The sequence below is a fragment of the Flavobacterium sp. genome (assembly GCF_039916025.1).
Lineage (GTDB): Bacteria > Bacteroidota > Bacteroidia > Flavobacteriales > Flavobacteriaceae > Flavobacterium.
The window spans coordinates 1-20877 of record NZ_JBDSMB010000206.1; the positions used below are offsets into that span (position 1 = coordinate 1).

Below are 20877 nucleotides of genomic sequence, written 5' to 3' on the forward strand. Positions count from 1 at the left end.
GACAATACAAACGTTTTACGAAAACGATTTCGCTCTTTTTTATAAAACAAAAAAACCAGTTCAAAATGAAACTGGTTTTAATGATGATTAACCTCTTAACCTTATAAAATTATCTGAACTATTTGGCCTATTCCGTTTATCATTTGAATGTTAACGCTTTGATTTTCGTCTTTTTTATTCAAAAATTTAGAAATAGTCTCAACATCTGTCGCTTTTACATTATCAACCGAAAGAATAATATTTCCTTTCAATTGATCTTCGTATGGTTTTAGCGTCTCGCTATTGATGCCCTTAATGCGGACACCATAACCAATTCTGAATTTCTTTTTATCAGCAGCTTCAATATCTTCTAATTCCAAACCTTTAAATTCAGTTGTTACAAGGTTATATTTAATCAAAATAACTGACGTTGTTTTTGTTTCTCCATCACGTAGGAAGGTTACCTGAACTTTATCATTTGGGCGTTTCGTATTAATATATCCCGAAAGCTCAGAATAGGTGTTGATATTTTGAGTGTCTAGTTTTTTAATGATATCACCTTTTCGCAAGCCCGCTTTTTCAGCACCTGAATTTTTTGTTATCTTGTTGATGTAAAAACCTTCGGTGTCATTAATTCCTAATTCTTTAGAAGCTTTACTGTTTAATTCGCCACCTTCAACACCAAGAATTCCACGTTGAACATTACCAAATTCCATAATGTCTTCAATGATTTTTCGTGTGAGATTTGACGGGATTGCAAATGAATAACCGGCGTAACTTCCTGTTGGAGATGAAATCATAGTATTAATTCCAATCAATTCTCCGCGAGTATTAACCAATGCACCACCTGAATTTCCTGGATTTACAGCCGCATCTGTTTGAATAAAAGACTGAAGACCGTCATTTGCTAAGTTCCTGGCTTTCGCCGAAACAATTCCGGCAGTAACTGTTGATGTCAGATTATATGGATTTCCAACTGCCAAAACCCATTCGCCAACTTTTACCTGGTCAGAATCGGCAAAAGTTGAATATGGTAACTTTTCGTCCGCATCAATTTTTAATAAAGCGATATCCATTTTTGAATCTGTTCCAATAAGTTTCGCCGTGTATGATTTATTGTTATTCAAAGTTACTTCTAGTTGAGAAGCGCCTTGTACAACGTGATTGTTGGTAACGATATAGCCATCCTGTGAAATAATAACTCCCGAACCTGTTCCTACTTGTTCTTGTTGCTGACCGCCTCGTTGACCGTAGAAGTATTCCATAATAGGATCAGAAACCGTTCTGACTGAAACATTCTTTACGTGGACAACTGTGTGAACTGTGTTTTCTGCAGCCGTAGTAAAATCTACACCTTCGTTAGTAAAACCAACGTTCCTGCCAAAATTATTTGACGCTGTAGATACAATCGAATCACGACTGTCTTTTTTTTCAATAAATAATTTGTAAGCACCAAGAGTAGTTGCGCCACTCACCAAAGAAATCAAAAATAAGCTTGATAATCGTTTCATAGTCATTAACATTTTTAAATTATTTGAAAGTAAAATTATAATTTTATTTTTTTCAAAAAATCAGTTTAACGCTCGTTTAACAATTTTTAAGTTAATCTTAATATTTGCTATATTTGTGGGAGTAAATCACGTTATGAAATTCACATTTTACAAATATGAAGGAACAGGAAATGACTTTATCTTTATTGATAATAGAGAAAACGACTTCCCAAAAACTGATGTCAAACGCATCGAAAAACTTTGTGACCGACGCTTCGGTATTGGCGCTGACGGATTAATACTGTTAGAGAATGATACGGAAACAGATTTCAGAATGGTTTATTACAATTCTGATGGCAATCAAAGTTCGATGTGTGGGAATGGTGGTCGTTGTATTGTGGCTTTCGCCAAAAGCCTGAACCTTATTTCAAATGAAACGACTTTCAAAGCAACCGACGGTTTGCATGATGCAACCATTTTTGAGAACGGAATCGTTTCGTTGCAAATGAAAAATGTAGATGAAGTAAAAATTGAAAAAGAGTATGTTTTCCTAAATACAGGTTCACCGCATCATGTGATGATGGTGGATGATTTGAAGCATTATGATGTTAAAGGCAATGGTGCCAAAATCCGCTATTCTGATTTGTATGGAAAGGCGGGAAGCAACGTGAATTTTGTAAAGCAAATTTCAGATGATCATTTTCGTTTACGCACTTATGAGCGCGGTGTTGAAGACGAAACTTTTTCATGCGGAACTGGTGCAACAGCGGCAGCGATTGCGATGAATGCTATTGGTAAAACAAATTCACATCAAATAAAATTAGATGTTGAAGGTGGAAAACTAGAAGTTTCTTTTGATAAAGTAAATGATGCTTATATCAATGTTTTCCTAACTGGGCCGGCAACTTTTGTTTTTGAAGGAGAAATAGAATGGTAACACTGCAAGGACAAAACATCCATTTACGTGCACTCGAACCCGAAGATTTAGAGTTTGTTTATGCTATTGAAAACGATGAAAACATTTGGGAAGTCAGTAATACCATAACGCCTTACAGCAAATTCCTAATTCGGCAATATCTCGAAAATGCGCATCAGGATATTTATGAAGCCAAGCAATTACGTTTGGTTGTTTGCAAAAAGGGAAATTCAGATGCTGTTGGTTTAATTGATTTATTCGATTTTGATGCTAAAAACAAACGTGCAGGAATTGGAATTATCATTCAAAATGAAGTCGATAGAAATAATGGTTTTGGAAAAGAAGCGTTGGGTTTGGTTATTACTTATGCTTTTGAACAATTGCAGTTGCACCAATTATTTGCAAATATCGGAACAGAAAATAAAACAAGTGAATCGCTTTTTACTAAATTTGGATTTGAAAAAATAGGCGTCAAAAAAGACTGGAATTTCACCAATAATGGGTTTCATGATGAAGCTGTTTTTCAATTAATTAAAAAATAAATTGTTTTGAATAGAAATAAAATTATCAAGGTTTTAGGAATTATTTTCCTTGTTTTTGTTGCAGTTATATTTATCAAATTTTTTACATCGGACACAAAATTTGAAAAAGATGAAATATATGTTGAAGTTCCAACAGGATCAACTTATCAGGATGTTGAAAGAATCCTTTCGCCTTTAGTGAAAAATATGAACGATTTTGAGTTTATCGCCAAACGTCGTTCTTATCCCGAAAATGTAAAAGCCGGACGATTTTTGCTAAAGAAAGGAATGAGTGCATTTCAATTGGTTGCTTCAATGCGAAGAAATGTTCCGGTGAAATTGGCTTTTAACAATCAGGAACGATTGCAAAATCTTTGCGAACGCTTGAGCTCTCAAATAGAACCTGATACTACAAAACTTCTGGCAACTTTTCTTGATAAAGAATTCCTGAAGAAAAATGGTTTTACCAAAGACAATGTTTTTGCTATGTTTTTGCCAAACACCTATGAAGTCTATTGGAATATTTCTGCAGAAAAATTCAGAGGAAGAATGCTCGATGAATACAATCGCTTTTGGACAAAGGAACGCATTGCAAAAGCTGCGGCTTTGAATTTAACGCCAGTCCAAGTAATCACCGTCGCATCGATTGTGCACAAAGAATCAGTTAAGAAAAGCGAGCGTCCAACAATTGCAGGTGTTTATCTCAACAGATTAAATCAGGGAATGGCTTTGCAGGCTGATCCAACGGTAATTTATGCTCTGAAGTTGCGGGATAATGATTTCGACCAAGTCATCAAACGCGTTTTATACAACGATTTGTTTATCAGTTCTCCATACAATACTTATCAAAATATAGGTTTGCCTCCCGGGCCAATCGCTATGCCTGATGTTGATGCGATTGATGCGGTTTTAAATCCGGACAAACACGACTATCTTTATTTCTGCGCAAGCGTTGAAAAATTCGGCTATCATGTTTTTGCTTCTACTTATGAGCAACATCAGGTGAATGCTAAGAAATATGCCGATTGGTTGAACAAACAAGGAACAAACAGATAATTTTGAAAGCATCCAAGAGCATAGTTTTATTGTTGCTATTTGGGTGTTGCCAAATTTCTTTTGCTCAAAATTCCATTGAAAATTTTCTAAAACCTTCGGATACTTTAAATAAAAATCATCTCAAAACACTTGTTATTTCTGAAGCTGCTATTGGCACGGCAACATTGATTGGTTTGAATCAAGTCTGGTATGCCGATTATCCTCGTTCTAATTTTCATTTTATTAATGACAATGCTGAATGGCTTCAAATGGATAAAGCCGGGCATGTTTTTTCATCGTATCATTTGGGAAGTTTTGGCGCTAATGCTTTGAAATGGTCAGGTGCCAATCGGAAAAGCCAACTAATTTATGGCTCGACTTTAGGTTTGGCTTTTATGACAACGGTTGAGGTTTTTGACGGATATTCGGCAAATTGGGGAGCTTCCTGGGGCGATATAGCAGCTAATATTTCAGGAACGGCTTTGTATGTTTCTCAGGAATTACTTTGGAAAGAACAACGAATTGTTCCTAAATTTTCTTTTCACACAACTTCATACGCTTCTGCGAGACCAAATGTTTTAGGAAGTTCTCTTCCCGAACAAATTCTGAAAGATTATAACGGTCAGACTTATTGGCTTTCGGCCAATGTATATTCGTTTGTAAAATCTTCTGAAATACCAAAATGGCTGAATGTTGCAATTGGTTATGGAGCAGAAGGAATGGTTACCGGAAATGATGAGTTTATTAATGCTATTTTTCTTCCGGAAAGTAAAAGATACCGACAATTTTACCTCAGTCTTGACGTTGATTTGACAAAAATCGAAACTAAATCACATTTAGTTAAGACAATTTTAACAATTTTCAATACCCTCAAGATTCCGGCTCCAACGATTGAAATCAAGGGCTCAGGAGGAACTAAAATGCACTTTATCTACTTTTAATGTAGTTCAACTACTTGATATTCAATTTTATAAAATAAGTTGTATATTTGCGCTCGGAAATATCAATGTCGGTGACAGCGCTTGAGAAATAACATTTAATGATAAAAAAAGGAATTTTTTACACAACAATCCTACTAACTGTAGCTTTCATAAGCTCAGGTTTTAAACCTTACAATTCCCAAATCAGCACCTTCTTATTTGCTGATGAAAATGAAGGACAATCTTATGTTTTTCCTTCTCTAAACAGCATCGATTACTTTAAACTTAAAATCCCATTTACAGGGAGATATTTTATTGGATTTAAAGAAGCAGTGGCTCATAAAGAGTCACAAGGGAAATATGGCAAAATAAATTCGTTAGGTTATATGGGAAAATACCAATTTGGAAAGGAAACTTTAAAATCTATTGGTATCAATGACAGCGTTCGTTTTATGAATAATCCAAGACTTCAGGAAAAAGCTTTCGTAGCATTACTTTCTAAAAACAAATATGAGTTGAAAGAGTATATCAATAATTATGAAGGTAAAATTGTAGATGGTATTAAAATTACCGAATCAGGGATTTTAGCCGCAGCACATTTAGGAGGTTCAGGATCGGTGAAACGATTTTTGAATTCGAATGGCGAGAAAAAATGCAAGGATGACTACGGAACTTCAGTTAAAACGTATATGAAAGATTTTGGTGGATTTGAAACTACCGGAATTAAAGCTATCAAAAACGCTAAAGTAAAATAAATTACATCTTGTGAATAATAAATATGGTTGGTCTGTTATGCAGGTCGACCTTTATTTTTTTCCAGTCTGCCACACGGAACGTTTTGATAAATTCTGTTGGTAGTGTAATATCGGTTGCAATGCAAAGATGTGTGTTGGGCTGAAGTATCTGCAATAAATCTTCTAATAATTTATTATTTCTATACGGTGTTTCAATAAAAATCTGCGATTGATTTTTTGTACCTGATAAGTTTTCAAAACTTTTCAAAGCTGATTTTTTATCATCTTTATCAATCGGAAGATAACCATTGAAAGCAAAACTCTGACCATTCATTCCAGAACCCATCATGGCTAATAGGATAGAAGAAGGACCGACTAACGGCACAACCTGTATTCCGTTTTCATGAGCAATTTTCACAATTACGGCTCCGGGATCAGCAACTCCTGGACAACCGGCTTCGCTCATTAAACCAACGTTTAAACCGTTCATACACGGGGCAATCATGGCATTGTATTCTGAAACTTCAGTTCGCTTATTGAGAGAAAAAATTCTTAAACTGTTTTGAACTTTTTCAGGATGTATAGATTTGATAAACTTTCTGGCCGTTTTTTCATTTTCAACAATATAATCGTCAATAAAATCTATAGCTCTTTTTACGGTTTGAGGTAAAACATCGTGCGGATTCATTTCTCCCAAAGTAGTTGGGATTAAATAAAGCTTGCCTTTTAAAGTTACAGGTTTCATCTGCGTTTTTTATTGTTTTTTATCTGTCAGATGTAATGCTAAAGCATTTCATGGATGTTTCTCGATTAACTTTTTAGCCAAAATATCGCAGGTTTCATCAAGCATTTCATATACCATATCAAAACCATTTTGCAGTCCGTAATACGGATCGGGAACATCTACATTGTCGCCTGGAAACAAATCATTCAGGATGAGTTGTACTTTCTGCTTATGTTCTTCTTTTTTAGCCAATTCAATTACATCATCATAGTTGGTATTGTCCATTACAAAGATATAATCGAACTCTTCAAAATCTCTTGGTGTAAATTGTCTTGCTTTTTGAGAAGTAATATCAAGTCCGTTTTTTTGTGCAGTCATCACAGAACGTTGGTCGGGTTGTTTCCCAATATGATAGCTTCCAGTTCCGGCTGAGTCTACAAAAAATTTATCTTTCGGAAGTTTGGCCGCTAAAAGCCCTTCTGCCAAAGGTGATCGGCAAATATTTCCAAGACAAACCATTAAAATTTTAACGGGCATAGTGTGTTTATTTCTAAACCGCAAACTTACTCAAAAAGGAATTATAGTGATAATTTTTTATGAATATCTTCTACAAATTTTTTGAATTGTTTATCAGTTGAGACTAAGTTGTCAACTGTTTTGCAAGCATGTAAAACGGTAGCGTGATCTCTGTCTCCAATTTGAGAACCAATGTTTGCCAAAGAAGACTTCGTAAATTTCTTAGCAAAAAACATGGCTAATTGTCGAGCCTGAACAACATGACGTTTTCTGGTTTTAGATTGTAAGGTGTCAAGATCCAATTGGAAATAATCAGAAACAACTTTTTGAATATATTCAATAGAGATTTCGCGTTTTACGTTTTTGACAAATTTCTCAACTACATTTTTAGCCAAATCTAAAGTCACTTCTTTTTTATTGAAAGAAGACTGAGCAATCAACGAAATAATGGCACCTTCTAATTCTCTCACATTTGACTTGATGTTTCGAGCCACATATTCTATAATTTCATCGGGCATTTCAACGCCATCACGATATAAAATATTTTTTAAGATAGAAATTCTGGTTTCATAATCCGGTTGGTGCAATTCAGCAGATAAACCCCATTTGAAACGAGACAACAAACGTTGTTCGATGTCCTGCATGTCAACAGGTGCTTTGTCTGAAGTAAGAATTACTTGCTTGCCATTTTGGTGTAAGTAATTGAAAATATGGAAGAATACATCCTGTGTTCCTGTTTTTCCTGAAAGGAATTGAACATCGTCAATAATCAACACATCAATCAATTGATAGAAATGAATAAAATCGTTTCTGTTATTTTTCTTAACCGAGTCAATATATTGTTGGGTGAAAACTTCAGCCGAAATATATAGAACAGTTTTTTCCGGGTATTTGTCTTTGATTTCAACACCAATAGCATGTGCTAAATGTGTTTTTCCTAATCCAACACCGCCAAAAATCAATAGTGGATTGAATGACGTTCCACCAGGTTTATTGGCAACAGCCATACCAGCTGAACGTGCTAATCTGTTAGAATCACCTTCAAGGAAATTATCAAAACTATAATTTGGATTTAGTTGTGACTCAATTTTTAAGTTTCTAATTCCCGGAATCACAAAAGGATTTTTTAATTCTGGATTTAGATTTTTAAACGGAGCGTCAACATCCTGAGATTTAATTGGACTGCGGTGAGCACTTGGCAATTGTTCTGTAAATGGCTGTTTATTTCCATAAGTGTTCTCCATTTTAATTTTATAGAGTAACTTTGCGTTTTTTCCAAGTTCTTTAGTTAGTGCGACTTTTAATAATTTTACATAGTGTTCTTCAAGCCATTCGTAAAAGAATTTGCTGGGAACCTGAATGTACAAAGCGTTATCAGTTAGTTCCACTGACTTAATCGGTTCAAACCAAGTTTTAAAAGCTTGCTCTTGAATATTGTCTTTTATAAATAGTAGACAGTTTTCCCACACCGATTGCGCAGTTTTGCTCATATTTAGTTGAAATTAATGTATTTAGTTATTTAGTTTTTGACATAAAAAAACGATGAATTTTTTCATGCTTTTCGGGGTAACAAATATGTGAATAAAATTTGTTAAAAAAAATTAAAATGGCATTGATTTTTTAAAAATATTGTCGTACAGAAAAAATCACTTTTAGATTAAAGGTAAAAAAATCAGATGAAAGAACATCAAATTCAAGTTAGAGTGCGTTACTCGGAAACAGACCAAATGAGTGTCGTTTATCACGGCAATTATGTTCCTTATTTTGAGATGGGACGCGTTGAATGGCTTAGAAACAAAGGGATTTCTTATAAAGCATTGGAAGAGAGCGGAATTGCACTTCCTATAGTATCCATGACTATAAAATACAAAAAACCAGCACGTTATGACGACTTACTTACAGTTATAACAAAGTTCAAAGGACATTCTTCAGTAAAGGTCGAATTTGATTGTGAAATTCGCAACGAAAATAATGAGTTGTTAACAACTGCACATTTTTTGTTGGTTTTTGTGGACATAAATTTGGGAAAAGCTATTCAGCCACCACAATATATTTTGGATATTATGAACAGTTAGATTTTTTTAATCTCAACCTCAAATAAATTAGTAAAAATGTCGAAAATCATCTCGGTATTTTTTTTTCGGGTAGCTATTTCAATTTGACAGCTTTCTTCCATTTGTTGTGAAATGATTTCTAAGTTTTTCTCTTTAATTATTCGCATTACTTTATTCATGTTTTTATAATCAAAAAGAACCTGGAAATGAATATCTATTGTTTTTTCAATGATTACAGCTTCTTCCAAAGCCATTTGCGCTGCAGTTTTATAAGCCGAAATCAATCCGCCAACACCCAATTTCACGCCACCAAAGTAACGAATCACAACCACAAAAATATTGGTTAAACCAAAAGACTGAATCTGACCATAAATTGGCATTCCCGCAGAATTACTTGGCTCGCCATCATCATTAGCACGAAAATAAACAGTATCCGTTCCGAATTGGAATGCATAACAAAAGTGACCGGCACCAGAATGCTGTTTGCGTAATTTTTCTAAATATAATTTGATTTCATCTTCCGTAGTAACCGGAAAAGCATAACCAAAAAACTTGCTATTTTTTTCTTTAAAAAGAATTTCTGACGATGGAGAAGCAATGGTTTTAAAAGTGTCTGTCATTTTAAATCTCAATACATAAATCCCAAATTCCAATTGAAAAAACGATTTGATTCATTTCCAAAATTAGTTGTTGGTATTTGGAATTTCATTTTTGGAATTTTATAGCGGTAAGTGCTTTTGATCAAACAAATCGACAACATCTTCTTCGCCGACTTTTAAATTCCAAACATGCAATCCCAATGATTCAGCGGCATCGGTATTGTCTTTTTTATCATCAATAAACAAAGTTCTTTTTGGTGATAAATCATGTTTTCGCAGTATCGCGTTGAAAATTTCAGCATCAGGTTTTCGCATTCCCATTTCATAAGAATAATATACTTTTTCAAAGCAGCGATAAAAATCGGTGTAAAATGACATCCCAACTTTATGCTCAAAACGATTGATGTGAATGGAATCGGTATTGGTTAACAGGAATAAACGATATCTGCTGGAAAGCATCTGTAAAAACTCTAATCTTTCCAAAGGAAAATCACCGATTATGGAGTTCCAGGCTTTGGTGATTTCTTCGAGACTTGCATTTGGAATGTACTTTAAAAAGCAGTTAATAAATTTCAGCTCGTCTATTTTCCCTTTTTCGAATAAGTCATTGTGTTCCAATAAGTCTTCATTTGGGCCATCCAATCCTAATTTTTTAAACTCTTCAATGGAATGTTCTTTTTTAAGATTAATAAAAACATCTCCGAAATCGAAAATTATAGCGTTAATCATGGTTGAAAAAAAGTTTAAGTTGGTCGTCTTTTATGCTTTTTAATTGAAATTCTCCATTCAAAACAGGTGCTTTTATACCGATTTTTAAATGAATGTTTCCAATAAAAACTCTGGCTTCATCCCAAAGATTATCATCTATAAAACTTTGAAGCGTTTGTTTTCCGCCTTCAATTATTATAGATTGAATGCCATATTTATATGAAATATCGGCAATAGTTTGGGTTAGGTCGATATCAAAGATAGCATTTTCATAAATACAATTTTCACTAAATGTTAAATTTTCTTGTTCGGTTATAATAATGGTTTTTGTTTTCCCGTTTTTGACAAAAAAGTCATTCGATATTTTCCCGGTTTTGTCTAAAACAATTCGTATCGGATTTTCACCTTTCCAATCGCGAACATCCAATTTTGGATTATCATCTAAAACGGTATTTGTCCCTACCAAAATAGCCTGTTCTTCGCTTCGCCATTTGTGAACCAATTGCCTTGAAAATTCATTTGAAATCCAAACAGGTTCTTTTTTGTCTTTGGTCAATGGTGCAATAAATCTGTCCTGGCTTTCTGCCCATTTCAGTATAATGTATGGACGTTTTTTTTGATGAAAAGTAAAGAAACGTTTGTTCAACTCGTTGCATTCTTTTTTTAAAACACCAACAGTAACATTTGCGCCACTTTCGATTAATCGTTGAATTCCGGTTCCCGAAACTTTACTGTTTGGGTCAATGGTTCCAACCACAACATTTGGAATTTTATGCTTGATAATCAAATCACAACACGGTGGTGTTTTTCCAAAATGGCTGCACGGTTCAAGCGAAACATAGAGGGTCGCTTTTGATAATAATGATTTGTCATTAACCGAATTTATGGCATTGACTTCGGCATGTGACTCACCCGATTTTCGGTGCCAGCCTTCGCCAATGATTTCATTATTGTAAACAATTACACTTCCAACCATCGGATTTGGATAGGTTGTTCCGAAGCCATTTTTGGCCAATTCTATGCAGCGTTTTATATAATTTTCGTGTATCTTCACATCACAAAAATAGACATTACTTTTAGAATGAATGGTATCGTAATAAGAGAAATCAAAAAGGAAGATAACCCACAAATTGCAGCGGTTATCCGGGAAGTTTTTATTGCAGATAATTTTCCGAAAACAGGAACTGCTTTTGCGGACACGCAATTGGATTTTATGTTTGAAGCGTATGATAAACCAAGAGCAACTTATTTTGTAGTTGTTGATACTGAAATAAATTCAGCATTAAAAGGCAAAATCATTGGTGGTGCAGGCGTTTCTCAATTGGAAAGTTCTACTGAAAATATCTGTGAATTGCAAAAAATGTATTTTCTACAGGAAGCCAGAGGCAAAGGAATCGGGTTTCAAATGATACAAAAATGTTTGCAGGAAGCCACCGAATTAGGTTATGAAAACTGTTATCTCGAAACTTTACCAGAGATGCTAACGGCTCAACATTTATACAAAAAAGCAGGTTTTGAATATCTTTGTGCACCAATGGGAAATACAGGCCATACTACTTGTCCGGTTTGGATGATAAAAGATTTAAATTCCAGTTATTAAATTCCAAATTCCAATGTTTCTTAAAGAATTCAAAGACATTTTCAAAAAAGAATTGCTTTCGTTGTATGACGAACAGGAAATCGATAGTTTTTTCTATATCATATTGGAGAAACTGCATGGTTTGAAGCGAATTGATTTGGCGCTAAATCCTGAAACGGTGATGGATGGCATTCATTTAAAACAATGGAAAGGCATCATTTCTGATTTAAAAATTCAAAAACCTATTCAGTACATTTTAGGAGAAACCGAGTTTTATGGTTTACCGTTTTTGGTTAATGAAAACACTTTGATTCCAAGACCGGAAACAGAAGAATTAGTAGATTTGATTTTATCAAATAACCAAATAACCAAATCCACAAATCCACTCAAAATATTAGACATTGGAACAGGTAGCGGCTGCATCGCAATTTCGTTGGCTGCTAATATTTCAAATGCTGAAGTTTCTGCAATTGATGTTTCGGAGAAAGCTCTGGCTACAGCCAAAAAAAATGCAGAAATCAATAAAGTAAAAGTCGATTTTCTTTTAAAAAATATTTTAGAAACGGAAGATTTAGAGCTGCAATTTGACATTATCGTTTCTAATCCGCCGTATGTTAGGAATTTAGAAAAAGCAGAAATCAAACCTAATGTTTTAGAGTATGAGCCACATTTGGCTTTGTTTGTTGAAGATACTGATGCGTTGCTTTTTTATAGAAAGATTGCTCGGTTAGCAATCAAAAATTTAGCTCCAAACGGGAAGTTGTATTTTGAAATCAATCAGTATTTAGGAAAGGAAACGGTTCAATTGCTTAAAGATTTAGGGTTTCAGAATGTTCAGTTAAGCAAAGACATTTATGGAAACGATAGAATGATTTGTGCTTTGAAGAGCGAATGAAATTTGTTTCACAGAGCTGCAAGAAGAAAATTGGAGATTCACAGAGGTTTCTGAACACTGCCAACTGAATACTGAACACTAATTTTTACTCATAGCGCAATGCCTCGATTGGATCAAGTTGGGAAGCTTTTATCGCAGGATACAATCCGGAAACCAAACCAACAATAAAACTGGTTACAAACGCAGCAATAATTGCCTGCCACGGAGTCACAAATGTTAGTTCGAGCAGAGAAGAAATTAAATACCCAATCAGAATTCCTAAGATTATACCAATAACACCTCCAATTTGTCCAACGGTTATTGTTTCAATAAAAAACTGCATTGCGATAGCATTTTTCTTAGCACCAAGCGCTTTTCGGACACCAATTTCCCTAGTACGTTCGGTTACAGAAACAATCATGATATTCATCAATGCAATCGAAGAACCAAGGATTGTAATAATTCCAATTATCCAGGCTGAAGCTCCTAAAACATCAGTAATTCCGGCAATCTTGTTCAGCAAATCATCGCTACGGGAAATCCCGAAATTATCTTCTTCAACAGGATTCAGTTTTCTGATTTTACGCATCGTTAGTATCGCGTTGTCAATAGCGGCATTTAATAGTTCCGCTTTCTGAATCATGATACTTAACGAATAGTTGATATTAGGCTGAGAAAATAACGAACGCGCTACCTGAATCGGAATCATAACACGCAAATCCTTTCTGTTGCCAAAAGTGGAACCTTTTTCTTTTAATACACCAATAACTTTAAACTTAGCACCGCGGATTGATAATGTCTTGCCAATCGGATTGACATCTTTAAGCAATCCTTTTGTAACGAAATCGGAGCCGACAATACACGAATAGACATTGTTTGAAATGTCAAAAGTGTTGAAATTCCGGCCTTGGGTAACTTCCAAACCTGAGTTTGTTAAATAATATTCATCGATACCAAGAACGGTGATTTCAGGATCGGTTTTTTGATTTTCAAATTTCACTTCAGCTGCACCGGTTGCTGTAAAAGATAGCGAAGTCTGCGCCATTGGATAGCTGTATTTTTCCTTAAAAGCCTTAGCTTCAGGGTAAGAAATAATAGGATTTATTTTTTCAACTTCATTGCCTCCTTCTTCATGTAAGTTGTTTGCATATTGGTTAATGTTGAAGGTATTGGAACCCATTGAGGCAAAAGTGGAAGTTAGATTGTATTCAAAAGCCGATACCACAGTTAAAACCGCAACCAAAGCCATAATCCCTATAGCAATAATTACAACAGTCAAAATGGTACGAAGCAATTGCGTTCTGATTGAACCTAACGCAATTTTTAAATTTTCTCTAAACAGTCCTATTCCAAGCATATCGCAAATTTGACACTAAAATACAGTTTTTGTTACAAGAACATTTACATTAAGACATAAAATATTGATATTTGCAAAGTCAATTACGAATTATCAATTACGAATTACGTTTTTAAACATAATTCTTCCAGATTCGTAATTTGTAATTCCAAATTCATAAATATTTAAAATGGCATCAAAACCAAGCATTCCTAAAGGCACACGAGATTTTTCACCGGCAGAGGTTTCTAAGCGTAACTATATTATTTCGATAATGAGAAATCATTTTGAGAAGTTCGGTTACCAGCCAATTGAAACACCTTCGTTTGAAAACTCGGATACGCTGATGGGAAAATATGGCGAAGAAGGCGACCGTTTGATTTTTAAGATATTGAATTCGGGAGATTATTTGGATAAAGTTCCAACAGAACAACTCCAATCTATTAACTATAAACAACTAACGGGTAAAATCTCCGAAAAAGCCTTACGCTATGACTTGACTGTGCCGTTTGCGCGTTATGTTGTGCAGCACCAAAGCGAGATTGAGTTTCCGTTTAAGCGTTATCAGATTCAGCCTGTTTGGCGCGCTGACAGACCACAGAAAGGAAGATTCAGAGAGTTTTATCAGTGTGATGCCGATGTTGTTGGTTCCAAATCATTGTGGCAGGAAGTAGAGTTGGTTCAATTGTACGATTCGGTTTTTGCATCGCTTGGTTTGAATGGCGTTTCCATCAAAATCAACAACAGAAAAATATTATCCGGAATTGCTGAAGTAATCGGCGCTTCGGATAAATTAATTGACTTTACAGTAGCTTTAGACAAGCTCGACAAAATAGGCGAGGATGGCGTTAAAAAGGAAATGCTGGAAAAAGGTATTTCGAAAGTGGCTTTGGAAAAAGTGCAACCGTTGTTTAATTTCACCGGAACTATTCAGCAGAAATTAGAAAAACTGACACAATTACTTTCATCTTCTGAAGAAGGCAAAAAAGGAATTGAAGAATTGCGTTTTATTTGTGACAATGTTTCTAAATTAGGTTTGCAAAAAGCGATTTTAGATTTGGATGTGACTTTGGCCCGTGGATTAAATTATTATACGGGAGCAATATTTGAAGTTACGGCTCCAAAAGAAGTTGATATGGGTTCTATCGGTGGCGGCGGACGTTATGATGATTTGACCGGAATTTTTGGCTTGAAAGATATGAGTGGTGTTGGAATTTCATTTGGTTTGGATAGAATTTATTTGGTTCTTGAAGAATTAGATTTATTTCCGGAAACAGTTACGACTGCTACGAAAGTGATGTTTCTGAATTTTGGCGAAAGCCAGACATTTGAAGCGATGAAAGCCATTACGGAACTTCGCAATCAAAACATCAAATCCGAAATGTATCCTGATGCAGCTAAGATTGACAAACAATTTAAACATGCTGAGCGTAGAGGTATTCCGTTTGTAGTAAAAGAAATTGATGGTTCAAACTTCACTTTAAAAGATATTCAAACAGGAGAACAACTTCAGTTGAACCTCGAAAACCTTATCAAAAAACTTTCCTGATATTCTATTTCTGAATTGACATAAGTATAAAAAAATTCCCCGCCGAAGCAGGGATTTTTTTCTTGTAGAAGCAAATTAGTGTCAAATAAAACGCAGAACAAGGTATTATTTTATAATTATTTTTTTAGTTATATCACCATTATCAGTAATTACTTTTACGATATAAGTTCCAGCGCTTAAATCAGCTATGCGTAATTGGATATCAGCCTGATTTTGGTTATAAATCTTCCAAACAGTTACTTGCTGTCCTAATAAATTGTATAATGAAACTGATTTCACATTTACATCCTGTAACTCGTTTTTGATGTTTATCGTGTTGTTAGCTTGTGAATGTATTACGCTAATTTCATTGCTAACTTTAGTGTTACCACCTGTAGCACCAGCATCAGTAAATGTTAATGAGAATCTTGAATCATAAGTTCCGGCAGGCAATTCAATTTGGAAGTTTTGATCTTTGATGCTGTGGTAGATTGAAGTCACATTGTCATAGATGTATATTTCCTGAGAACTATCAAAATTTTCCTTTTCATCAACTACAAATTTAACAACACCGGCTACTGAATTTTTAACTCCTAACGGATAGATGTTGTCTACGTTAAAGTAACCATCGCCATTAATGTTCAGTTTATTAGTTCCATTGATAAAGTACATATCATTAGTCAGCGTTTCAATGCTCAATGCGTCGTATCCATTGTCATATCCGGCTGTCGCTTGTTCATTCATAAAGCCTAATAATATTTGTCTGTGATAATTTTGGGTTGAATTGAATCCAAGTTTTAATTTCATATATTGTTGTTCAACAAAACCATCGTGTTGGTTATTAAATTCAGGATTAGTAATAGTAACTGGACCATTATATTGCTTAAACATAGTGTATGAAGTTGCATCGTTTTCTTTAACAAATAGCCTTTGACCATTGTTGAAAGTAATTGTTCCACCAGTAGCCGAACCAGTCACAAAGAAACCTTGTCCAACAGGGATAAATCTTTTTGGAGTTTTGCTACTTGATCCCAATCCGCTTACACCAGCTGGTGCAACAGGAGCAGTTCCACCTGTTTTAGTATAGGTTGCATAACCACCTTGATACTCTGAAGTCGCATGACTAGAGTTTGTGCTATAATGTTCCCAGATTAATAATGTTCCAAGTATGCTTGATGCATTGTCATCAATAAACTGATTCGCATCAATGGCAGAAGCATATGGATTACCACATAGATTTAGATTACCAGCTCCAACCGTTGAAGTGATGGTTCCGTTATTTGGTTTACCAACAAATACATAGTTTTGGTCTAATGTAGCTGAACCACAACCTTTCAAAGTATAACCTTGTCCAGGTAATAATGTCCCATATGGTCCTGCAGCTGCCCAGTTAGCATATGCATTAGTTGAGTTTTGGAATTTGAATATCCAATAGCTGCTCAACGTGATAGGCGATGTTGGTGAACCGTTAATACTAGATGTCCATTGTAAATTTTGTGGGTTGTTGGCATTCGTTCCGTCTTTCATAACTCCATTTACAGTATATCCGTGATTAATAGTTGTATTATTAATTGAACTCACAGGAGAAGACCAGTAGTTATAGTTATATTTTATAGCCTGACCTTGTTGATCTCTTTCTAAAGAACCTGAACTCGTTACGTCTAAATCTGAATTCGTTGTTTGAACCAATTGCGATTTTCCAACTAAATCCATTTTACCATCTATTTTTAAATAGTGTGATACTTCGATTTTTGTATCGTTTGTTGCGCTTAAAGTATTGGCAGTAACAAATAGTCCAAGTACCGTTTTGTTTCCTGTAGAACCTACATTATTACCAGTTTTAACGATGTTCCAGTCGATAGAAGTAGTACCGTCAACAATTGAAATACTGTTTGCTAATTGTTGGATTGTTCCGTTAGACCAAGTACTTGTACTAGACCATGCACCATCAGTAGAACTTATATATGGCTGAGGCGATGATTGTACAGTTATAGTAGTTTTATTTGGTAAAAATACATTTCCTCTATTGCTGTTTTGAGAATCATCATTGATGTGTGTTCCAATGAAAGAGTTCATTGAATAATAAGCCTGAAGATTACTCCAGTTTAAAGTACTGATATCATTTTTAGTTATCGTAGTTGGTAGAATAACACCTTTTGTACCTGTACCGTTTTGAAGAATTTCCTGGTTCATTACAAATTTCAACTCCGTTAGCGTTATAGCTTTATCCCATAATCTAAACTCATCAATATCTCCTTTAAAGAAATTACGGGTATCTGATTTTGATCTGTATTCAGCACCAATTGAGAAAGTATTTGTACTTGAAACCGGAGCTGCAGAAACAACAGATGAATCTAATACACCATCAATATATAGTTTGATTGCACCACCTGAGTAAATAACGGCAATATTATGCCATTCTGAACTTGGTAGAGTAGTTGCTGAAGTCAAAGTTGTACCGCCAGCCCAAGTAACAACAACTTTGTTGCTTGTAGATACATATACTCTAAAGCCAGTTGTACCGTTATATTTTGATACAATTGTTCTGTCATTTGCCAAAGTGTTTGCACCCGTTGGTCTAACCCATGTCATCATTGAAAAAGTACTGTTCAGGTTGTTAGCATTACTAACTTTCATAGTATCATCAGTTCCGTCAAAAGTTGCGTGTCTTGAATAAACGCTTTCATGCGCTACTCCAAATGTGAAGAATTTTGTTCCGTCAAAGTCATAATCGGTTTCCTGATTAGTACCATTCGTTGTTAAGAATACTGTTTCTACAGCAGTTGTAAAAGTTGCATCTGAAGCAATAACCATTACATAAGCATCGTTTCCTGATAAAGCTGGTAAGCTAGCAAAAGCTGATGTTGGGATAGCGACTTTAGCCGTAGCTACATCACCACCATTTTCAACAATTTTCCATTTTTTGTTTGGAAGATCCGTTAATGTTGTAACACTTGAAGTACCACCAAAAGTTAAAGTTAAATCAGTACCAGAATCGTTCATGTTTCCACCATTATCACCCCAAACTAAATATTTTTTATCAACATCAAATGCATTTGTATTTGCAGTGTTCGTAGTGCTGATTGTTCCTAATCCAATAGTTAAATTAGAATTAGCATTAACACTTTTAGATTGTTTTTGATTTAGTTTTTCAATATCATCTCTACCAATTCCGGCAATATCATAGTTATAGCCACTATTAGCTGAGGCATCCCAAATGATAGTTCCATCAGAAGCAAGATAGTTTTGAGAAGTACCGTTTACTCCTAAAGTTATTCCGTATTTAACTCCTAAATAACTTTCAATTTTGGTTCTTTCGGTAGCGTCATTTTTTCTAGAGCTATACGTAATAACTTCAGCAACTCTTCCGTCTAAACTTCCGTCATAAGCTTCACTTCTTCCAATCCAATATTGGCTATCGTAGATATTTCTGTGTTTAGAGATATTTACTTCACTAGTAGCGATATTATTTGCGTTGTAGTATAATTGCATTCCAGTGTTTCCTGAATTGTTTCTCACGTTTATAATTCCAGGTCTATTGTATGATGAAGTTGTACTAACTTCTGCTGTTCCGTAAGATGTAGTTGTACCTGAAGTATAAGACAGCACTTCATTAGTAAATCGGGTATCAACATTACCATAAGTAATACCAGTTTTAACACTTTGAGCACAAGGAGAGCTTTTTCCGGCAAGTACATCCATACTGTTTAAAGCTGAAGTTACAGTAACATCAGGAATAACAACTACAAAAGTATCTTCTGAATAATAACCATTTGTTCCTTTTAAATATTGTCTTGTGCTACTCAAATCTGTATAAACCTGAGAAGGAGTATTATAAGGATTAGTAAAATCTACTACAGCGTTAAAGTTGATATTATACGTTGCATTATTGCGATATACCGGAGCTCCTACTGCTGCAGGTTTAATTGCATTCGCACCTCTTGCTTGTGTGTACCAGGTTGATACCGGAGTATTATCTGCCACTGTTGTAGTTCCGTTTAATAAATCAGAACGCAACCATAATTGTAAATTTGATGTTACTCCTCCAGGAGCATTTGTTATCGATGAAAGCAAGGCGTTTACAGGCCATTTAATTACTACTTTCCCATTGGCGCCAAAACCACCAGCACCTTGATTTACACCATTATTTCCATTTCTACGGCCACCACCGCCACCACCACCTGGGGCTATTCCTGGATTTCCGTCACCATTTTGAGAAGTATATCCATTTCCACCATTTCCACCACTACAAGTTGCAATGGCTCCTAAATTTATTGTTGCGTCAACACCCATATTTTCACCAGCTTCTGCGCCAGCACCACCACCACCACCATAAGAACCGGTAACACCGTTTGCGCCAGTTCCACCTCTTGATATAAGATCTCCAATACAACTTGCAGCACTACCACCAGCTCCACCAGTAACGGCGTTGTCAAGTGCTGTTGTACCACCTTTTGCAAGGAAAGTCGTGTTGTTGATAAACCAAGAGTCGCCACCGTCAATTGAAGTTGTAGCTCCTAATCCAACATTTACTGTATAAGTTGTTCCAGGAACAACAGCAACAGATTTTGAAGAAAAAGCGCCACCGCCACCGCCACCGCCAACTTTACCTACATTCAATCCATCACCACCTTTTCCGCCACCGCCCCAACCTTCAACAGTTACCTGGTAAACACCAGCAGGAACAGTAAAAGTACCTGACGAAGTAAATGTTTGTGAAGTGATTGCCAAAACTTTTGTAGAAATTGATGTTGTACAAGGAGAAGTTCCTGTAGCCGTTAAGGTTAAAGTAATACCTCCCTGAATCAAACTAGTCGTAATGTCACCCGCACTAGGAGTGTAGGTACATGTTGTTAAAGAAGTTGGGTTTGCAAAAGTACCAGTTCCACTTGATGTCCAAACAATAGAAGTATAGTTTGAAGCACTTGAGTTAGCAGTAATATTTACGGTACCACAAGTAGAACAAGTAGCTATATCTGAACCTGCATCCACTAATGGAGCAGCAGTAAATGTTAAGGTTTTATTTGAAGTTACAGTTGGACAACTTGTATTTGAAGCTGTAAGAGATATGATTACACTTCCGGCTGTTGTATCAGCAATGCTAGGAGTATAGATACATGTTGTTAATGAGTTTGGATTGGTAAAAGTACCAGTTCCACTCGATGTCCAAGTTACAAGAGTTTGATTAGTTGCACTAGAACCAGTTGTAACAGTAATGACTGTATTAGAAGAACATTCAGTAAATGCTGGTCCTGCAACTGCAGTCATGATTTTACTTATGTCTATAATTTTAGTATCAGTAACGGAAGCACAACCTGCATTTCCATTAACAGTTAGAGTCAATGTTGCGGTTCCGGCTGTTAT

18 protein-coding genes are annotated in these 20877 nt (G+C 35.3%); 9 read left to right on the forward strand and 9 right to left on the reverse strand.

Annotated features, from left to right (window positions below; all coding sequences use genetic code 11):
* Positions 1–101 precede the first annotated feature (101 nt).
* Entirely contained in the window at positions 102–1490 is a 1389-nt protein-coding gene (locus ABIQ27_RS14485) for a trypsin-like peptidase domain-containing protein (RefSeq protein WP_348034630.1), read from the reverse strand.
* Positions 1491–1623: 133 nt separating this feature from the next.
* Here ABIQ27_RS14485 and dapF point away from each other — a divergent pair, with 133 nt between their 5' ends.
* The 5 genes from dapF (at position 1624) to ABIQ27_RS14510 (ending at position 5616) form a co-directional block, all read left to right on the forward strand.
* Positions 1624–2406 carry a diaminopimelate epimerase gene (gene dapF, locus ABIQ27_RS14490; RefSeq protein WP_348034631.1) on the forward strand — a complete coding sequence of 261 codons (783 nt, stop codon included), beginning with the start codon at positions 1624–1626 and terminating at the stop codon, positions 2404–2406.
* The gene (locus ABIQ27_RS14495; RefSeq protein ID WP_348034632.1) at positions 2400–2927 is read left to right on the forward strand and encodes a GNAT family protein; all 528 of its coding nucleotides are present in this window, start codon (positions 2400–2402) and stop codon (positions 2925–2927) included. The genes dapF and ABIQ27_RS14495 overlap by 7 nt, the downstream gene beginning before the upstream one ends.
* A gap of 6 nt (positions 2928–2933) precedes the next feature.
* Entirely contained in the window at positions 2934–3962 is a 1029-nt protein-coding gene (mltG, locus tag ABIQ27_RS14500; protein WP_348034633.1) for an endolytic transglycosylase MltG, read from the forward strand.
* 2 nt (positions 3963–3964) lie between these two features.
* Entirely contained in the window at positions 3965–4882 is a 918-nt protein-coding gene (locus ABIQ27_RS14505; RefSeq protein WP_348034634.1) for a DUF2279 domain-containing protein, read from the forward strand.
* Positions 4883–4980: 98 nt separating this feature from the next.
* Positions 4981–5616 carry a peptidoglycan-binding protein LysM gene (locus ABIQ27_RS14510; RefSeq protein ID WP_348034635.1) on the forward strand — a complete coding sequence of 212 codons (636 nt, stop codon included), beginning with the start codon at positions 4981–4983 and terminating at the stop codon, positions 5614–5616.
* A gap of 1 nt (position 5617) precedes the next feature.
* On the opposite strand, the gene ABIQ27_RS14515 is transcribed toward ABIQ27_RS14510, so the two are convergent.
* Genes ABIQ27_RS14515 through dnaA form a run of 3 tightly spaced genes read right to left on the reverse strand, consistent with a single transcriptional unit; the run spans position 5618 to position 8325 of the window.
* Positions 5618–6340 carry an SAM-dependent methyltransferase gene (locus tag ABIQ27_RS14515; RefSeq protein WP_348034636.1) on the reverse strand — a complete coding sequence of 241 codons (723 nt, stop codon included), beginning with the start codon at positions 6338–6340 and terminating at the stop codon, positions 5618–5620.
* A 48-nt stretch (positions 6341–6388) separates the two neighbouring features.
* A complete protein-coding gene (locus tag ABIQ27_RS14520; protein WP_348034637.1) occupies positions 6389–6856 on the reverse strand; it encodes a low molecular weight protein-tyrosine-phosphatase in 468 nt (155 codons plus the stop codon).
* A 41-nt stretch (positions 6857–6897) separates the two neighbouring features.
* Positions 6898–8325 carry a chromosomal replication initiator protein DnaA gene (gene dnaA / locus ABIQ27_RS14525; protein ID WP_136150566.1) on the reverse strand — a complete coding sequence of 476 codons (1428 nt, stop codon included), beginning with the start codon at positions 8323–8325 and terminating at the stop codon, positions 6898–6900.
* A 186-nt stretch (positions 8326–8511) separates the two neighbouring features.
* On the opposite strand from dnaA, the gene ABIQ27_RS14530 reads away from it, so the two are divergent.
* The gene (locus ABIQ27_RS14530) at positions 8512–8910 is read left to right on the forward strand and encodes a thioesterase family protein (RefSeq protein ID WP_348034638.1); all 399 of its coding nucleotides are present in this window, start codon (positions 8512–8514) and stop codon (positions 8908–8910) included.
* On the opposite strand, the gene ABIQ27_RS14535 is transcribed toward ABIQ27_RS14530, so the two are convergent.
* The 3 genes from ABIQ27_RS14535 to ribD all read right to left on the reverse strand — a co-directional run bounded on the left by ABIQ27_RS14535 (position 8907) and on the right by ribD (position 11250).
* A complete protein-coding gene (locus ABIQ27_RS14535; RefSeq protein ID WP_348034639.1) occupies positions 8907–9509 on the reverse strand; it encodes a YigZ family protein in 603 nt (200 codons plus the stop codon). The genes ABIQ27_RS14530 and ABIQ27_RS14535 overlap by 4 nt on opposite strands.
* Before the next feature lie 99 nt (positions 9510–9608).
* The gene (locus tag ABIQ27_RS14540; RefSeq protein ID WP_348034640.1) at positions 9609–10217 is read right to left on the reverse strand and encodes an HAD family phosphatase; all 609 of its coding nucleotides are present in this window, start codon (positions 10215–10217) and stop codon (positions 9609–9611) included.
* Positions 10210–11250 carry a bifunctional diaminohydroxyphosphoribosylaminopyrimidine deaminase/5-amino-6-(5-phosphoribosylamino)uracil reductase RibD gene (gene ribD / locus ABIQ27_RS14545; protein ID WP_348034641.1) on the reverse strand — a complete coding sequence of 347 codons (1041 nt, stop codon included), beginning with the start codon at positions 11248–11250 and terminating at the stop codon, positions 10210–10212. Before ribD ends, ABIQ27_RS14540 begins: the two co-directional genes overlap by 8 nt.
* Before the next feature lie 27 nt (positions 11251–11277).
* Between ribD and ABIQ27_RS14550 the strand changes: the two genes are divergently transcribed.
* Positions 11278–11796 carry a GNAT family N-acetyltransferase gene (locus tag ABIQ27_RS14550; RefSeq protein WP_348034642.1) on the forward strand — a complete coding sequence of 173 codons (519 nt, stop codon included), beginning with the start codon at positions 11278–11280 and terminating at the stop codon, positions 11794–11796.
* A gap of 13 nt (positions 11797–11809) precedes the next feature.
* Complete coding sequence (gene prmC, locus ABIQ27_RS14555) at positions 11810–12670, forward strand: peptide chain release factor N(5)-glutamine methyltransferase (RefSeq protein WP_348034643.1); 861 nt, start codon at positions 11810–11812, stop codon at positions 12668–12670.
* A gap of 85 nt (positions 12671–12755) precedes the next feature.
* Here prmC and ABIQ27_RS14560 read toward each other — a convergent pair whose 3' ends face one another.
* Positions 12756–14006, reverse strand: coding sequence for an ABC transporter permease (locus ABIQ27_RS14560; protein ID WP_348034644.1), 1251 nt, complete (start codon positions 14004–14006; stop codon positions 12756–12758).
* Between the two features lie 169 nt (positions 14007–14175).
* Here ABIQ27_RS14560 and hisS point away from each other — a divergent pair, with 169 nt between their 5' ends.
* Entirely contained in the window at positions 14176–15534 is a 1359-nt protein-coding gene (gene hisS, locus ABIQ27_RS14565; RefSeq protein ID WP_348034645.1) for a histidine--tRNA ligase, read from the forward strand.
* A 105-nt stretch (positions 15535–15639) separates the two neighbouring features.
* On the opposite strand, the gene ABIQ27_RS14570 is transcribed toward hisS, so the two are convergent.
* Complete coding sequence (locus ABIQ27_RS14570) at positions 15640–20781, reverse strand: LamG-like jellyroll fold domain-containing protein (RefSeq protein WP_348034646.1); 5142 nt, start codon at positions 20779–20781, stop codon at positions 15640–15642.
* Between the last annotated feature and the right edge of the window lie 96 nt (positions 20782–20877).

Bases quoted from the DNA above. Each gene is read 5' to 3' on its own strand.
- ABIQ27_RS14485 (WP_348034630.1), bottom strand. From the start codon at position 1,490: ATGAAACGATTATCAAGCTTATTTTTGATTTCTTTGGTGAGTGGCGCA.
- dapF (WP_348034631.1), top strand. From the start codon at position 1,624: ATGAAATTCACATTTTACAAATATGAAGGAACAGGAAATGACTTTATC.
- ABIQ27_RS14495 (WP_348034632.1), top strand. From the start codon at position 2,400: ATGGTAACACTGCAAGGACAAAACATCCATTTACGTGCACTCGAACCC.
- ABIQ27_RS14510 (WP_348034635.1), top strand. From the start codon at position 4,981: ATGATAAAAAAAGGAATTTTTTACACAACAATCCTACTAACTGTAGCT.
- ABIQ27_RS14515 (WP_348034636.1), bottom strand. From the start codon at position 6,340: ATGAAACCTGTAACTTTAAAAGGCAAGCTTTATTTAATCCCAACTACT.
- ABIQ27_RS14520 (WP_348034637.1), bottom strand. From the start codon at position 6,856: ATGCCCGTTAAAATTTTAATGGTTTGTCTTGGAAATATTTGCCGATCA.
- dnaA (WP_136150566.1), bottom strand. From the start codon at position 8,325: ATGAGCAAAACTGCGCAATCGGTGTGGGAAAACTGTCTACTATTTATA.
- ABIQ27_RS14530 (WP_348034638.1), top strand. From the start codon at position 8,512: ATGAAAGAACATCAAATTCAAGTTAGAGTGCGTTACTCGGAAACAGAC.
- ABIQ27_RS14535 (WP_348034639.1), bottom strand. From the start codon at position 9,509: ATGACAGACACTTTTAAAACCATTGCTTCTCCATCGTCAGAAATTCTT.
- ABIQ27_RS14540 (WP_348034640.1), bottom strand. From the start codon at position 10,217: ATGATTAACGCTATAATTTTCGATTTCGGAGATGTTTTTATTAATCTT.
- ABIQ27_RS14550 (WP_348034642.1), top strand. From the start codon at position 11,278: ATGAATGGTATCGTAATAAGAGAAATCAAAAAGGAAGATAACCCACAA.
- prmC (WP_348034643.1), top strand. From the start codon at position 11,810: ATGTTTCTTAAAGAATTCAAAGACATTTTCAAAAAAGAATTGCTTTCG.
- ABIQ27_RS14560 (WP_348034644.1), bottom strand. From the start codon at position 14,006: ATGCTTGGAATAGGACTGTTTAGAGAAAATTTAAAAATTGCGTTAGGT.
- hisS (WP_348034645.1), top strand. From the start codon at position 14,176: ATGGCATCAAAACCAAGCATTCCTAAAGGCACACGAGATTTTTCACCG.
- ABIQ27_RS14570 (WP_348034646.1), bottom strand. From the start codon at position 20,781: ATGACTGCAGTTGCAGGACCAGCATTTACTGAATGTTCTTCTAATACA.